Below are 14,797 nucleotides of genomic sequence, written 5' to 3' on the forward strand. Positions count from 1 at the left end.
ATCGCGGCTGTTCACGTTCCGATAACCATGGGTATATCACGGGGTGCGTCTTGGCTGAAGAGGCTGTTTACCGCAATGCGCCCGATGCGCGCACATTTCAGGGCCTGATTCTGGCTCTACAGACTTACTGGGCCCGTCATGGTTGCATAGTCATGCAGCCGCTGGACATGGAGGTGGGTGCCGGTACATTCCATCCCGCCACCTTCCTCCGCGCAGTGGGGCCAGAGCCCTGGAACGCGGCCTACGTGCAGCCATCGCGTCGCCCGACTGACGGTCGCTACGGCGAGAACCCCAATCGTCTGCAGCATTACTATCAGTTTCAGGTGGTGATGAAGCCCTCTCCAGCTGCGTTCCAGGAGCTTTTCCTTGGCTCTCTGAAGGAGCTTGGCATTGATCCCCTGGTGCATGACATCCGTTTCGTCGAAGACAACTGGGAATCGCCGACCCTGGGAGCCTGGGGCCTCGGCTGGGAAGTGTGGCTGAACGGCATGGAAATCACCCAGTTCACGTACTTTCAGCAGGTGGGTGGACTCGACTGTAAACCCGTCATGGGGGAAATCACCTATGGCCTCGAGCGCATCGCCATGTATCTGCAGGAGGTGGAGAGTGTCTACGATCTGGTCTGGACGGACGGACCAGCCGGCATCGTGACCTATGGTGATGTCTACCATCAGAACGAGGTCGAGCAGTCCACCTACAACTTCGAGCAGGCCGATACCGATTGGCTGTTCTCGGCTTTCGACGCCCATGAGCGGGAAAGCACGCGCCTGGCCGAGGCAGAATTGCCCCTGCCAGCCTATGAGCAATGTCTCAAGGCCTCCCATACCTTCAATCTGCTCGACGCACGCCACGCGCTGTCCGTGACCGAGCGCCAGCGCTATATCCTTCGCGTACGGACACTGGCCCGCAGCGCCGCCCATGGCTACTACGCCCGGCGCGAGGCCCTGGGCTTCCCGCTCTGCCAGGAAACGCGGGAGGTGGCCAATGGATGATCGAAGTGATCTGCTGATCGAGCTGGGCACGGAAGAGTTGCCACCGACTGCGCTGAGGCGCCTGCGCGACGATTTCAGTGCGCTAATTGTTGGCGGCTTGCGCGATGCCGGGCTGGAGCCCGGCACAACGAAATCTTTCGCCACGCCACGACGCCTGGCGGTGGCTATCCAGGGGCTGCGGATACAACAGCCGGAACAGGTTGTGGAGCGTCGGGGCCCCGCTGTGGCCGCAGCCTTCGATCAGGACGGACAGCCCACACGAGCCGCCATCGGCTTTGCCAGTTCCTGCGGCGCCGAGGTCTCCGACCTCGAGCGTGTCGAGACCGAAAAGGGCGCGTGGCTCTACTATCGTGGCCACAAGGCCGGGCGGCCGGCTTCAGAACTGATTGCGGCACTTTTGCCGGAGGTCATCCACAAGTTGCCGGTGCCAAAGCGCATGCGCTGGGGTGACCATGAACACAGCTTCGTGCGGCCGGTGCACTGGCTTGTGGTCCTGCTTGGCGATGAGGTTGTCGATGCCTCAGTACTTGGAGTTGCCAGTAGCCGGACCAGTCGGGGTCATCGCTTCCATGGCCCAGCGTCTCTGGAGATAGCCTCGGCAGCAAGCTATGAAAAACAGCTGCGCGAGAATGCGCACGTGATCGCCGATCTGGATGCCCGACGTCAGGAGGTTCTCCGACAGGTCGAAGCCGCGGCCAGGACCGCTGGCGGCGTCGCCATGATCGATGAAGCACTGCTGGAGGAAGTCACAGCGCTTGTGGAGTGGCCCGCCGCAATTATCGGCACTTTCGAGAAGCGCTTCCTGGACATTCCACCAGAGGTGCTTGTCTCAAGCATGCAGGGTCACCAGCGGTATTTCCCGGTTCGGGGTAGCGATGACCAGTTGCTGCCGAGCTTTGTCACCATCGCCAACCTGGAAAGCCGCAACCCGGATGAAGTTGCCCGGGGGAATCAGCGTGTCATTCGCCCACGGCTGGCCGACGCCGAGTTCTTCTGGCAACAGGATCGACGCGAACCGATCTCGCAACGCATTGAAAAACTAAAGGAAATTGTTTTCCAGAAGCGGTTGGGCAGCCTCTATGACAAGGCAGTTCGCGTTGCGGCACTGTCTCGGCAGCTTGCTCCTGAATTCGGTGTTGACCCAGCGACGGCAGAACGTGCGGCATTGCTCGGCAAATGCGATCTGTTAACAGAAATGGTCGGAGAGTTTCCGGAGTTGCAAGGAATCATGGGTCGTTACTACGCGGCCCACGAGGGTCTGGGCGATGGAATCCCCGAAGCGCTGGAGCAGCACTATCAGCCCCGCTTCGCCGGCGACCAGATTCCAACCTCGCCGCTCGGTCAGGTGCTGGCGGTGGCCGAACGGGCCGATACGCTCATCGGGATCTTCGCGATTGGCCAGGCGCCCAGCGGAGACAAGGATCCCTTCGCACTGCGGCGTGCGGGCCTCGGGCTCATGCGGATCCTGGTGGAATCGCAACGCCAGATCCCGCTGCTGGCCCTGTTTGGGCGTGCTGCAGATCATCTCCCCGAGGACGTCAAGGGCGATGCGGTGGTGGATGCAGTGTTCGAATTCTGCATGGACCGCCTGAAAGCCTACTATCTTGACCAGGGCTTGCTCCCAGAACTCTTCGAGGCCGTGCGGGATGTGCGTGTGAATGACGGTGAGCCGGTGGACGAGCCGGTCGATTTTGATCGGCGCATTCACGCTTGCTCGGCATTTCTTCAACTGGATGCGGCCAGAAGCCTCGCTGCGGCCAACAAGCGGGTCAACAACATCCTGCGCAAGGCTGACGGCGTTGATATCCCGGAGGTACCGTCAGCAGACCTTCTTCAGGTGGAGGCGGAAAAGACCTTGTATGCGGTGATCGAACCGTTGACCAAGAAGGTCGCAAACCTGGCAAGGCAAGGGGATTATCAGCAAGCGCTGGAACAATTGGCTACCGCGCGTGACGGTGTGGACGCATTCTTCGATCAGGTCATGGTGATGGACGAGGATATGGAAGTCCGGGGGAATCGCCTTGCACTTTTGCGTCAACTGTCACAGCTCTTCACCAGCGTCGCGGACATCTCCCGGCTACCAAGCCAGTGAACCTTCCGCTCGGCCCGCCCTGCGTCGGCAGGGCGGTCAAGGAGTTGCTCGAGTGCCAGCTATCATTCTCGACCGCGACGGCGTAATCAACGAAGACTCCTCAGAATTCATCAAGAGTGTGGATGAGTGGCGCGCCATCCCCGGGAGCCTGGAGGCGATCGCCGCCTTATCACAAGCAGGTTGGACGATCGCCATCTGCACCAATCAATCCGGAATCGCACGAGGTCTGCTGACACCAGAGAACCTGGAGCAGATTCACGACGCCATTCGACAGGGTGTGCAGAAACTCGGTGGGAATGTCCATGGCATTTATAGCTGCCCCCATGGGCCACTGGACGGCTGTGCATGCCGGAAGCCCAAACCCGGCTTGTACATACAGGCCGCTGAGGAGCTGGGATTCACTCTGAGAAATACACCGGTCGTTGGGGATGCCGCCAGGGATCTCGAGGCGGCAATCAAGGTGGATGCGCGTCCGATTCTGGTACGTACCGGCAAGGGCGTGGAAACAGCGGCCACCATCAGCAACCTCGGTTCAATAGAAATCCATGACGACCTGCAGGCGGTGGCAAGCGCTTTACTTGCCTGACCGGAGGAGATAGCCCGCATGCCAATAGAGCGATTCAAGCAACCACTCCACACCCCCTCATGGTCAGCGAAAATACGGGCACTGCCTGGATCCATTGCATGGGCAGTGGGCGCCAGCTTGGCCACACTGCTTTTCGGGACCATCGGGCTTGCCATAGCTTTCGTACTGCCCTATCGCCGCCGCTACCAACTGTTCATTCAATGGAGCTTCTTTATTCTGTGGCTCGCGCGAGTCACCTGCGGCATAAGGCATGAAGTGACTGGTCTGGAGAATATTCCGGAACGGCCATGCGTCGTCATGTGCAAGCATCAGTCCGCCTGGGAAACCCTGGCAACACAATATTGGTTGAACCCGCAAACCTGGGTACTCAAGCGGGAACTGATGAAGATTCCTTTGATCGGCTGGGCGCTGGGTCTTTTGGCACCCATTGCTATTGATCGCTCGGCGAGGAAGCAGGCCATGCAGCAGATGCTTGAGCAGGGGCGACAGCGGCTGGCGGAGCATCGTTGGATTATCATTTACCCGGAAGGCACTCGTGTGGCGGCTGGCCGATGTGGTCGCTACCGCCGAGGGGGCGCCGTGCTTGCAGCAGAGACCGGCACGCCAATCCTGCCGATTGCTCACAACGCCGGCGAGTTTTGGCCGAGAAACTCGTTCTTGAAATACCCCGGCACAGTTCAGGTCCGTATCGGTGAACTCATCGAACCAGGTGGCAGGGACGCTGATACCTTACTCAAGGTGACCAAGGCGTGGATCGAGGAAAACACACGGGCTGTGAGTGCCCGCTACGAGCGAAGGGGGATGGATCAGGGGACCGGCAAAGAAGAGATGTGAATGTTCCACGTGGAACACATGGTTCCACGTGGAACATTCCGACTAGTCACACGTCGAGGTTCGTCGCCGCAAGCGCATTACGTTCAATAAACTCCCGACGTGGCTCAACGTGATCCCCCATCAACGTGGTAAACACATCATCAGCCGCCACGGCATCCTCTATCCGCACCTGCAACAGCCGACGCGTCTCCGGATTCATGGTTGTTTCCCAGAGTTGATCAGGATTCATCTCCCCAAGACCCTTGTAGCGCTGGACGCTCTGACCCCGCTTCGACTCCTCGAGTAGCCAATCCACCGCCTCGCCAAAACGCGTTATGGGCAGCACGCGCTCGCCCCTATGAACGGACGCACCCTCGCCAATCAACCCTGCCAATGTCTCACCCAAATCCCGAATGGCCTTGTATTCCGGAGACAGGAAAAACTCAGGCTTGAACCGGTAGTCCTGCCTGATACCGTGCTTCCGCTTGGACACCACACCTTCCTGAAAACCGCCATCCGGCCCGGAAACCACACGCCACTCGAAGCTCGTTCCGGTCGGCTGCACGCGATTGAGTCGCTCCACGAGCTCCGCGAACCAGCGCTCCAGCGACTGCCGCTCCACAAAATCGTTCTCACGAACGGAGGGCATCTCCAGCAATGACTCCAGGAGATCACGATCATAATTGCGCCGCGCCATATGGCCGATGATATCCAGCACCCGGAGGAACTGCCGTGTTAACGCCTCCAGCTGTTCACCCCGAATACCCGGTGCATCCGAACTCGGCACAAGCACCGCATTATTCAATGCCAAAGACAGGAGATACTCCGTCAGTTCCTTGTCGTCCTTGACGTAATGTTCCTGCTTTCCGCGCTTGATCTTGTAGAGCGGGGGCTGTGCAATGTAGACATGACCGCGCTCAACAAGCGTCAGCATCTGGCGATAGAAAAAGGTGAGAAGCAACGTGCGGATATGTGAGCCATCCACATCGGCGTCCGTCATGATGATGATGCGATGGTAACGAAGCTTGTCCGGGTCAAAGTCGTCCCGTCCAATCCCGCAGCCAAGTGCCGTGATTAACGTCCCGACCTCGGCAGACGACAGCATCTTGTCGAAACGGGCCTTTTCCACATTCAGGATCTTGCCCTTCAACGGTAAAATAGCCTGGGTACGACGATCGCGCCCCTGCTTCGCAGATCCACCCGCCGAGTCACCCTCAACAAGATAGAGCTCCGACAGACTGGGATCCCGCTCCTGGCAATCCGCCAGCTTGCCCGGCAAGCCGGCGATATCCAGCGCCCCTTTCCTACGAGTCATCTCACGTGCCTTCCGCGCGGCTTCACGGGCTCTGGCCGCATCCAGCACTTTTTCCACAATCGCCTTGGCATCCTGCGGATTCTCGTAAAGGAACGCGTTCAGCTCTTCCGCCACCGCGGATTCCACCGCCGCCTTCACCTCCGACGACACCAGCTTGTCCTTGGTCTGTGAACTGAACTTGGGATCCGGAACCTTCACCGACAACACTGCCGTAAGGCCCTCACGGACATCCTCCCCGGATGGACTGGCCTTGACCTTTTTCAGATAGCCTTCGGCTTCCATGTACTGATTAAGCGTACGAGTCAGCGCAGAGCGAAAACCGGCAAGGTGCGTCCCACCGTCCCGTTGCGGGATGTTGTTCGTGAAACAGAAAATGTTTTCCTGGTATGAATCATTCCACTGCATTGCCACGTCCACGCCCATTTCGTTACGGCGCGCATTGATGTAGACCACCTCCTTGTGCAAGGGCGTCTTGTTCTTGTTGAGATGCTCTACGAAGGCCTTGATTCCACCGGCATACTCGAACACGTCCGCCTTGTCCGATCGCTCGTCCTTGAGTTCGACTCGGACACCAGGATTGAGAAACGACAATTCCCGAAACCGCTTCGCAAGAATGTCGTAATGAAAATCGATATTGGTAAAGATCTGAGAACTGGGAAGGAAGGTGATGTACGTACCCGTCTGTTCCGTCTCGCCGATGACCTTGAGCGCCTCCACCGGCTCACCCATCCGAAACTCCTGGAGATGCACCTTTCCGTACTTGTGTACAGTCAGGACCAGTCGTTCCGACAAAGCATTAACAACCGACACACCGACACCGTGCAGCCCGCCGGACACCTTATAGGAGTTGTCGTCGAACTTACCCCCGGCATGAAGGACCGTCATGATGACTTCCGCCGCGGAGCGACCCTCTTCCGGATGAATATCTACCGGGATGCCACGACCGTTGTCTGACACCGTGATGGAATTATCCAGATGGATGACGATCTCGATGACACTGCAATGCCCGGCCAAGGCCTCATCGATGGAGTTGTCCACCACCTCGAACACCATGTGATGCAGACCCGTGCCATCATCTGTGTCGCCGATGTACATGCCCGGCCGCTTGCGTACGGCATCGAGACCACGTAAGACCTTGATATTCGCTGAATCGTAACTAGGCGTTGCACTCATATCGGTTCCTTACAGTTGAACCGATCTAGTATATCATTTCTGACACGCGGCCCTGCTCCACACGATATCCCCGTCCGTTCTGGAAGCCTTCCGGTAAATCCCCCGGCTCGATTGCCGTCATGATCCCCTGACAGCTAGTCTCTTTAAGCGCCTGGGCCACCTGTTCCCGCCTGCCGGCATCAAGCTCTGCAGCAAGATCATCAACCAGGATCAATGGAGACGCAGAATCACTTCTCATCAACTGCCGGCATTGCACCAGCATCAAACCAATCGCCACCAACTTCTGCTGGCCCCTGGACAGGGCAAACTGCGCCTCGACTCCATCAACCTTGAGCAACAAATCAGCCCGATGCGGCCCGAACAGGGTAAATCCGGCATCGAGTTCACGGAGCCTCCCGTCATCGAAACACTCCTGCAGGGTCGAGCCCGCCCGCCATCCACGGCGGTACTCCACCACCACTGCAACCTCGGGCATCCAACTGGACAACAACTCCTGCAATGCGACTGAGAGCCCGGCTACCAGATCGCGCCTGGCCTCATCCACCGCTTCACCCGAAGTAACCAGTTCCCCTTCCCAGACCCGTGCAAGCCGTCCATCCCCGGAACGCAGGGCAGCATTCCGTTGACGCAACGCCCGCTCGTGACGCTGCCAATCGGCATGATAATTCATGGATACGTGGAAACACCCCCAGTTGAGATAGAGTCGACGCCCCGCCGGCCCATCCTGAAGGATTCGTTGTGTTTCCGTATTGATGACTTGCACCGGCAGAATCTTGGCAAGCTGGGACAACAAGCGGACGTCTTCGCCATCCAGACGAACCCGGCATTGCCGTTGGCTGTATTCCAGCCCGAGCCGATGAGACCCATGCGTTGTCTCACAGACACCCACGACCCGCATCACGCTCTGCTCACGACCGATCACCTGATCAAGCCGTCGTGCCCGAAAACTACGCCCCCGGCCAAGTAGATGCACGGCCTCAAGCACACTGGTCTTGCCAGCAGCGTTGGCTCCGGTAACCACTGTGAACCCCGGCTCGAAGCTCAGACGACATGCCTGCAGATTGCGTACGCCCGTTACATCGAGCTCGCGCAGCATGACCTGCCTGACTTACAGTCGCATGGGCATGACAACGTACCGGAAATGATCCACCCCAACGGCACCGATCAGGCAACTGCTATTCGCGTCCACCAGACCAATCTGGACTGCATCACCGTCCAGAACTCCAAGTGCATCCAGTAGATAAGTCGCATTGAAACCCACCTCCAGGGGTGCACCCTGGTACTCCACGACAAGCTCCTCGTCGGCTTGTTCCTGCTCGGGGTTATTGGACTGAATTCGCAAAAGATCCGTTTCCAGGATGAAACGCACACCGCGGTATTTCTCATTGGAAAGAATCGAAGCGCGTACCAGGGCCTGCCGCAGGGTCTCGCGGTCGGCACGCAGGATGTTTGACTCCACCTGCGGAATAACCCGTTGATACTCGGGAAACCGACCATCGATCAGCTTTGAAGTAAACCGAAGGTTCTGCAACGTGATCCTGATGTGATTGCTGCCGAGTTCGAGCCGCAGTGACTCGTCACTCTCATCCAGCAGCCGTAACAGCTCCTGAACGCCCTTGCGTGGAACGATAACCTGCTGGTTGTTCGTTACTTCGACCTGGCCTTCGAGTTCACCTAGAGCCAGACGGTGCCCGTCTGTGGCAACGGCTCGCAAACGGCCCGGTTCCAGTTCCAGCAGCAAACCATTGAGATAGTACCTGACATCCTGCAAGGCCATGGAAAAGTGGGTCCGCTCGATCAGCTCCCGAAGACTTGCCTGGGGCAAAACCACAGGTTCCGTGGCGCCAATGTCTTCCACGGCAGGAAACTCCGAGGCCGGCAGCGTGGCCAGGGAGAAGCGGCTTCTTTCAGCTTGCAGGACTGCCCGTTCCTGATCGACAGCAAGCTTGATGACTGCGCCGTCGGGTAGGTTACGCACGATGTCCATGAGCTTCCGTGCCGGCACGGTGACCTGACCACCTTCCTCAACGGCAAGCTCGACCCTGGACACCAGCTCCACTTCGAGGTCGGTGGTTGTCAATGACAAACCTGCCTCGTCGGCGACTACCAGCACGTTAGCCAGTACTGGCAAGGTCTGACGACGCTCGACAACACCGATCACCGCCTGGAGAGCGGGCAAGAGCTGTTCCCGTGTGATCTGTATTTTCATGGGCTCCTACCAGTAATAGATAAGTAATCTTTTAAGAACTTATTATGTTTATTAAGTAATGACGTTTCTGTGTGTAACTTTGAAAGTTCCTTACTTAACAAAACGTTGTCGCGCAAAAACCTTGTATAAGTACCCCGGTAAGACTGCGGACTGACAGAGGATATCCTGTGGATAAAATAGCCTCTGTCCCTGACTCCCCGGTCGCTCACAACTTATCCACATCATGTTGTCAGGGTTCTCAACAGGTTTGCATAGTCTTCTGAAACCCGCGCATCGGCATCCTTGAGCTCTGCCACTTTCCTGCAGGCATGCAGCACCGTGGTGTGGTCCCGACCACCAAAGGCATCTCCGATCTCCGGCAGACTGTGACTGGTCAGTTCCTTGGCCAGGGCCATTGCCAGTTGTCGTGGCCGTGTGATGGATCGGCTGCGACGCTTGGACAGCAAGTCCGCCACACGAATCTTGTAATACTCCGCAACAGTCTTCTGGATGTTTTCCACGGTGATCAGCTTGTCCTGCAGCGCCAGCAGATCACGCAACGCTTCCTTGGTGAAATCCACCGTGATGGGCGCACCGGTGAAGCGGGCATTGGCCACGACGCGGCGCAACGCCCCCTCCAGCTCACGGATATTCGACCACACCCGTTTGGCAATGAAAAAGGCCACCTCATCAGGCAGATCAATCCCTTCCTGGACCGCCTTGCTCATGAGGATCGCGACCCGTGTCTCCAGTTCGGGGGGTTCGATGGCGACTGTCAGGCCCCAACCGAAACGCGACTTCAATCGCTCTTCCAGGCCATCGACTTCCTTCGGGTAGCGGTCGCAGGTGAGTACCACTTGTTGTTGGCCTTCCAGCAGCGCATTGAACGTGTGGAAGAATTCCTCCTGAGAACGTTCCTTGCCGGCGAAGAACTGGATATCGTCGATCAGCAATGCATCGGCGCCGCGATAATGGCGCTTGAACTCGTTGATGGCGTTGTGTTGAAGCGCCTTGACCATGTCGCCGACAAACCGCTCCGAATGCAGGTACAACACCCGTGCGCCGGGGTTGGCCGCAAGCATCAGATTGCCAATGGCATGCATGAGGTGGGTCTTGCCAAGACCGACCCCACCGTAAAGGAATAACGGGTTATATGATCCACCCGGATTCGCGGCCACCTGGCTGCAGGCGGCTCGTGCCAGCTGATTGGACTTGCCTTCCACGAAAGAGTCGAAGGTGAAGCGGGGATTGATGTTGGACCCCGATGAGGCCTGTGCTCGATGGCCCTGGCTGCGAGCCTGCACTGCCTGCGGCGGGGCCTTGGACTGACTTGTCTCGGGAACCGGATTCGGACTGCTCCCGACCTCGAGGCGCACCGGCAGGCCCTCTACAGGCTCGTGCTGCTGCACGAGTTCCTGAATTCTTTCGTAATAATGGTCGCGCACCCAATCCAGCACGAAGCGGTTGGGCGCGTAAAGGCACAGCTCGTGGTTGTGCTGAACGGCCTGCAGTGGCCGTATCCAGGTATTCAGCTGTTGCTCGGGGATTTCTCCCTCAAGACGCACCAGACAGCTGTGCCAGACAGAGTCGCCCACCAATGGACTCCCATTACCAGATTGCGTAACAGTTGCATGCGCGGTTGAACCGACGCGCGTTTGAGTGCGCCCGGTGGCACATCGGAGGCGGCGGCTTGCCGGAACCCGGAACAGGCTCAGTCTATACGTCGGCACCGGCGCTGACCACACCCGCACCATGGCCGATTACGATTGACAACAACTGCCCGGTGCAAGTATCTTCGCGGGCTGATTTCAGCGACGGCCCCTTGCCGTTCACCACACATATACGAGTGAGCACGTCATGAAGCGGACCTTTCAGCCCAGCGTCATCAAGCGCAAGCGGACTCACGGTTTTCGGGCACGCATGGCAACCAAGAACGGCCGCCGCGTCATCAAGGCTCGCCGTGCCAAGGGGCGCGCGCGCCTCTCTGCCTGATTTGCCCGCATCGTCGGGAGAGCGGTTCCCGTTTCCGCGGACGAACCGTCTCCTCCGGGCGCGAGACTTTCGCGCTGTATTCCAGAATGCCGAGCGTGTCTCCGACCGTCATTTCACGGTGCTCTTTTGCCGAGGATCGTCGATACACGCCCGCCTGGGGATGGCCGTTCCCAAACGTGCCGTTCCACGTGCAGTGGATCGCAATCGCATCAAGCGACAGGTTCGGGAATCTTTTCGGCTGAATCGCTCACGGTTGCCACCCATGGATGTGGTTGTTCTGGCTCGGGCAGCAGCCCGAAGCGCGACAGGACCGGATCTGAAACAGGCCTTGGGCCGACTCTGGCAGCGTGTACTGAAACGATGCGAAGGCCAATCATCCTGCTAATACGGCTTTACCAGTTGGTGCTCAGCCCGCTGCTGGGCCCATGCTGCCGTTTCTATCCGTCCTGCTCCCACTACACCATGGAGGCGGTCCAGGTGCATGGCCCTGTCCGTGGCCTGTGGTTGGGTCTGCGTCGCATACTCCGTTGCCACCCGTTGCATCCGGGTGGCATCGATCCCGTTCCCCAACCCCGGTCGAAATCACGCTGAATCCATGGATACGCAACGACTGATACAGTTCTTCGCCCTCGGCTTCATCCTGCTCTTGATCTGGAGCGCCTGGGAAACCGACTACGGCACACCGCGCCAGGCCATGGAGGAACGTGCCGAGCAGGAACAGGCACGGGAGCGCAGCGAAAATGGCGATGACGATGACGTCTTCGTGCCGGATGACCTTGATGCCGAAGGCCCCGGCTTCACCGATGTGGACGAGCGGCAGCGGACCGAGGAAGCTGACAGCGATGAGGAAGGCCGCGACATCCGCGTGCGTACCGATCTGCTGGACGTGGTGATCAACACCCGGGGTGGCGAAATTCAGCAGGTGGATCTGCTTCAACACGCCGTTTCCACCAATGATCCTACCCCTCTGCGACTGATGAGCACCGAACGGGACAGGCTGTTCACCGCCCGGGCTGGTGTTGTCACGGCCAACGGCGTGTCCGGCCCCGGAACACGGGGTGTCTACTCCGTTGACGCTGATGAGTTCGAGCTCAGTGATGGCGAAGATCGCATCGTGGTTCCCTTTGTCTGGGAAAGCGATGAGGGTCTGCGCGTCACAAAACGCTACATCTTCCACCGTGATTCCTACCTGATCGACGTTGAGCACGAGGTAGACAACGCCACCGGTGGGGACATGCGTGCGTCCCAGCAGGTGTTCCTGCGACGTAGCTCCGACTATGGCGATGGCACCTCCTGGTTCATTTACACCTACACCGGCGGTGTGCTGAACAGCCCGGATTCCCGCTATGAGAAGATCTCGTTCTCGGACATGGCTTCAAGCCCGGTGGATCGGAACATCTCCGACGGCTGGCTGGCCATCATCCAGCACTACTTCCTGGGCGCCTGGATTCCGCCGGAAGGCGAGGAGCGCCGTTACTGGAGCAGGGACCGCGGCAATAACGTGTTCGACTTCGGCATGAACACGTTCTGGCGGCCGGTGGCCGATGGCGAGAGCGTGGATTTCTCAAGCCAGCTGTTCGTGGGCCCCAAGGAACAGGATCGTCTGGCGGCTGCCGCCGAGCATCTCAACCTGACGGTGGACTACGGCTGGCTCACGATCATCTCCCGACCCCTGTTTATTGCCCTGAACTGGATCTACAGCGTGGTGGGCAACTGGGGTTTTGCCATCATCATCCTGACGCTGCTGATCAAGATCGTCTTCTACAAGCTCTCCGAGACCAGCTTCCGTTCCATGGCGCGGATGCGGAAGATGCAGCCCAAGATGCAGGCCCTGAAGGATCGCTATGGCGATGATCGCCAGGCTTTGAATCAGGCGCTGATGAAGATGTACAAGGAAGAGAAGATCAATCCGCTGGGGGGCTGTCTGCCAATCCTGGTGCAGATCCCGGTCTTCATCGCGCTCTACTGGGTGCTGCTCGAGAGCGTCGAATTGCGGCATGCACCGTTCATGCTCTGGATAAACGACCTCTCGTCGCCGGATCCCTTCTTCGTCCTGCCGCTGCTGATGGGTGCCACCATGTTCATCCAGCAGAAGCTGAACCCGGCGCCGCTGGACCCGATCCAGCAGAAGGTGATGATGGCGCTACCGTTTGCCTTCACCATTTTCTTCATGTTCTTCCCTGCCGGGCTGGTGCTCTACTGGGTGGTCAACAACGCACTCTCCATCGCCCAGCAGTACGTGATTACCAAGCGCATCGAGCGCGGCGAGGAGAAATAGCCACCGGTGCAGCCAGAGACGATTTGCGCGATTGCCACACCGCCGGGACGCGGCGGTGTTGGCATCGTGCGGGTCTCCGGACCTGATTCATCTACCCTCGCAGCCCGCCTCTGCACCTCGCTGCCTGCGCCACGGCACGCCGGTTATCGACGCTTCACGGATAGCACCGGCGAGATCATCGACGAAGGTCTGGTGCTCTACTTCCCCGCCCCTGGCTCTTTCACCGGTGAGGATGTGGTCGAACTGCAGGGCCATGGCGGTCCGATTCCCATGCAACGGCTGTTGCAGCGCCTGGTTGAGCTCGGTGCTCGCCTCGCCCGCCCCGGGGAATTCTCCGAGCGGGCCTTTCTCAATGGTCGGCTGGATCTCGCCCAGGCCGAGGCGGTGGCGGACCTCATTGCCGCTAGCTCCGAGGCGGGGGCGAATGCGGCCATGGCGTCTTTGCAGGGCGGTTTCTCCCGCGAAGTCCACGGGCTCACGGATGCCCTGGTGCGGTTGCGGGTCCATGTGGAATCCGCCATCGACTTTCCCGACGAGGAAATCGACTTCCTGAGCGACGGTGCCGTGGCGGCCCAGCTAGCAGCCGTGTGTGACCAACTTGCCCGGGTGAGAAAAGCCGCGGCCGGGGGAAGGCTGTTGCGCGACGGCATGACCGTGGTCATCGCCGGTCGCCCCAATGCCGGTAAGTCCAGCCTTCTGAACGCCCTTGCCGGTTACGAGGCTGCCATTGTGACGGATGTGGCCGGCACCACCCGCGACGTGCTGCGGGAGCACCTGCACATCGACGGCATGCCCCTGCATGTGGTGGATACCGCCGGGCTTCGGGACAGCGCTGATCGTGTGGAACAGGAGGGCATACGCCGTGCCCGCGATGCCCTGCAAACTGCTGATCGCATTCTGCTGGTGGTGGATGATTGCCCGGGCGAGGGCGAGGGCGACGGCGACGGCGCGGGCGAACAGGCAATCCGCGCGCAACTGCCCCCCGGCACACCGGTGACGGAGATTCGTACCAAGACGGATCTCAGTGGTGGCGTGGCGGGCGAGCGGCCGGACGCTGGCCATTCGGTGATCGGTGTCAGTGCAGTGACCGGTGCCGGCCTTGAAGCCCTGCGCGGGCATCTCGCCGCATCCATGGGTTACACCGGCGGCGAGGGCGTATTCAGTGCCCGGGCCCGCCACCTGGATGCCCTGGACCGGGCCGCCGAGGCGCTTGAGGCGGCCGCCGGGCAGCTTGAGATCGGCGCCGGGGAACTGGTGGCGGAGGAACTGCGCCGGGCCCAGCAGGCCCTCGCCGAAATCACAGGGGAATTCACCACCGAAGACCTGCTTGGCGAAATCTTTTCCAGTTTCTGTATCGGCAAGTGACAG

The 14,797-nt window shown here is 59.4% G+C and carries 13 protein-coding genes; 9 read left to right on the forward strand and 4 right to left on the reverse strand.

Annotated elements, in window-relative coordinates:
* Nucleotides 1-50: 50 nt before the first annotated feature.
* The 4 genes from glyQ to J2T57_RS02300 all read left to right on the forward strand — a co-directional run bounded on the left by glyQ (nucleotide 51) and on the right by J2T57_RS02300 (nucleotide 4,504).
* The gene (gene glyQ, locus J2T57_RS02285; protein WP_253473605.1) at nucleotides 51-992 is read left to right on the forward strand and encodes a glycine--tRNA ligase subunit alpha; all 942 of its coding nucleotides are present in this window, start codon (nucleotides 51-53) and stop codon (nucleotides 990-992) included.
* Nucleotides 985-3,084: a glycine--tRNA ligase subunit beta gene (gene glyS, locus J2T57_RS02290; protein ID WP_253473608.1), complete on the forward strand. Its 2,100-nt coding sequence runs from the start codon at nucleotides 985-987 to the stop codon at nucleotides 3,082-3,084. The genes glyQ and glyS overlap by 8 nt, the downstream gene beginning before the upstream one ends.
* 52 nt (nucleotides 3,085-3,136) lie before the next feature.
* Entirely contained in the window at nucleotides 3,137-3,670 is a 534-nt protein-coding gene (gmhB, locus tag J2T57_RS02295; protein ID WP_253473611.1) for a D-glycero-beta-D-manno-heptose 1,7-bisphosphate 7-phosphatase, read from the forward strand.
* Nucleotides 3,671-3,787: 117 nt separating this feature from the next.
* Nucleotides 3,788-4,504 carry a lysophospholipid acyltransferase family protein gene (locus tag J2T57_RS02300; protein ID WP_253473613.1) on the forward strand — a complete coding sequence of 239 codons (717 nt, stop codon included), beginning with the start codon at nucleotides 3,788-3,790 and terminating at the stop codon, nucleotides 4,502-4,504.
* Nucleotides 4,505-4,550: 46 nt separating this feature from the next.
* Here J2T57_RS02300 and gyrB read toward each other — a convergent pair whose 3' ends face one another.
* The 4 genes from gyrB to dnaA all read right to left on the reverse strand — a co-directional run bounded on the left by gyrB (nucleotide 4,551) and on the right by dnaA (nucleotide 10,754).
* Nucleotides 4,551-6,971, reverse strand: coding sequence for a DNA topoisomerase (ATP-hydrolyzing) subunit B (gene gyrB / locus J2T57_RS02305; protein WP_253473616.1), 2,421 nt, complete (start codon nucleotides 6,969-6,971; stop codon nucleotides 4,551-4,553).
* A gap of 25 nt (nucleotides 6,972-6,996) precedes the next feature.
* Nucleotides 6,997-8,067, reverse strand: coding sequence for a DNA replication/repair protein RecF (gene recF / locus J2T57_RS02310; protein ID WP_253473619.1), 1,071 nt, complete (start codon nucleotides 8,065-8,067; stop codon nucleotides 6,997-6,999).
* A 12-nt stretch (nucleotides 8,068-8,079) separates the two neighbouring features.
* Complete coding sequence (gene dnaN, locus J2T57_RS02315) at nucleotides 8,080-9,180, reverse strand: DNA polymerase III subunit beta (protein ID WP_253473622.1); 1,101 nt, start codon at nucleotides 9,178-9,180, stop codon at nucleotides 8,080-8,082.
* A 221-nt stretch (nucleotides 9,181-9,401) separates the two neighbouring features.
* Nucleotides 9,402-10,754 carry a chromosomal replication initiator protein DnaA gene (dnaA, locus tag J2T57_RS02320; RefSeq protein ID WP_253473625.1) on the reverse strand — a complete coding sequence of 451 codons (1,353 nt, stop codon included), beginning with the start codon at nucleotides 10,752-10,754 and terminating at the stop codon, nucleotides 9,402-9,404.
* Nucleotides 10,755-11,016: 262 nt separating this feature from the next.
* Here dnaA and rpmH point away from each other — a divergent pair, with 262 nt between their 5' ends.
* Genes rpmH through mnmE form a run of 5 tightly spaced genes read left to right on the forward strand, consistent with a single transcriptional unit; the run spans nucleotide 11,017 to nucleotide 14,794 of the window.
* The gene (gene rpmH / locus J2T57_RS02325) at nucleotides 11,017-11,151 is read left to right on the forward strand and encodes a 50S ribosomal protein L34 (RefSeq protein ID WP_253473628.1); all 135 of its coding nucleotides are present in this window, start codon (nucleotides 11,017-11,019) and stop codon (nucleotides 11,149-11,151) included.
* Nucleotides 11,120-11,536: a ribonuclease P protein component gene (gene rnpA, locus J2T57_RS02330; protein WP_253473631.1), complete on the forward strand. Its 417-nt coding sequence runs from the start codon at nucleotides 11,120-11,122 to the stop codon at nucleotides 11,534-11,536. The genes rpmH and rnpA overlap by 32 nt, the downstream gene beginning before the upstream one ends.
* Entirely contained in the window at nucleotides 11,512-11,742 is a 231-nt protein-coding gene (yidD, locus tag J2T57_RS02335; protein ID WP_253473634.1) for a membrane protein insertion efficiency factor YidD, read from the forward strand. Before rnpA ends, yidD begins: the two co-directional genes overlap by 25 nt.
* 4 nt (nucleotides 11,743-11,746) lie before the next feature.
* The gene (gene yidC, locus J2T57_RS02340; RefSeq protein ID WP_253473637.1) at nucleotides 11,747-13,429 is read left to right on the forward strand and encodes a membrane protein insertase YidC; all 1,683 of its coding nucleotides are present in this window, start codon (nucleotides 11,747-11,749) and stop codon (nucleotides 13,427-13,429) included.
* 6 nt (nucleotides 13,430-13,435) lie between these two features.
* Nucleotides 13,436-14,794, forward strand: coding sequence for a tRNA uridine-5-carboxymethylaminomethyl(34) synthesis GTPase MnmE (mnmE, locus tag J2T57_RS02345; protein ID WP_253473640.1), 1,359 nt, complete (start codon nucleotides 13,436-13,438; stop codon nucleotides 14,792-14,794).
* The last annotated feature ends 3 nt before the right edge of the window (nucleotides 14,795-14,797 follow it).

This window comes from Natronocella acetinitrilica (genome assembly GCF_024170285.1).
Taxonomy (GTDB): Bacteria; Pseudomonadota; Gammaproteobacteria; order Nitrococcales; family Aquisalimonadaceae; genus Natronocella; species Natronocella acetinitrilica.

What these genes read in the sequence shown, in the direction of transcription:
- glyS (WP_253473608.1), top strand. Translation starts at nt 985, where the DNA reads ATGGATGATCGAAGTGATCTGCTGATCGAGCTGGGCACGGAAGAGTTG.
- gyrB (WP_253473616.1), bottom strand. Translation starts at nt 6,971, where the DNA reads ATGAGTGCAACGCCTAGTTACGATTCAGCGAATATCAAGGTCTTACGT.
- recF (WP_253473619.1), bottom strand. Translation starts at nt 8,067, where the DNA reads ATGCTGCGCGAGCTCGATGTAACGGGCGTACGCAATCTGCAGGCATGT.
- dnaN (WP_253473622.1), bottom strand. Translation starts at nt 9,180, where the DNA reads ATGAAAATACAGATCACACGGGAACAGCTCTTGCCCGCTCTCCAGGCG.
- rpmH (WP_253473628.1), top strand. Translation starts at nt 11,017, where the DNA reads ATGAAGCGGACCTTTCAGCCCAGCGTCATCAAGCGCAAGCGGACTCAC.
- yidD (WP_253473634.1), top strand. Translation starts at nt 11,512, where the DNA reads ATGCGAAGGCCAATCATCCTGCTAATACGGCTTTACCAGTTGGTGCTC.
- yidC (WP_253473637.1), top strand. Translation starts at nt 11,747, where the DNA reads ATGGATACGCAACGACTGATACAGTTCTTCGCCCTCGGCTTCATCCTG.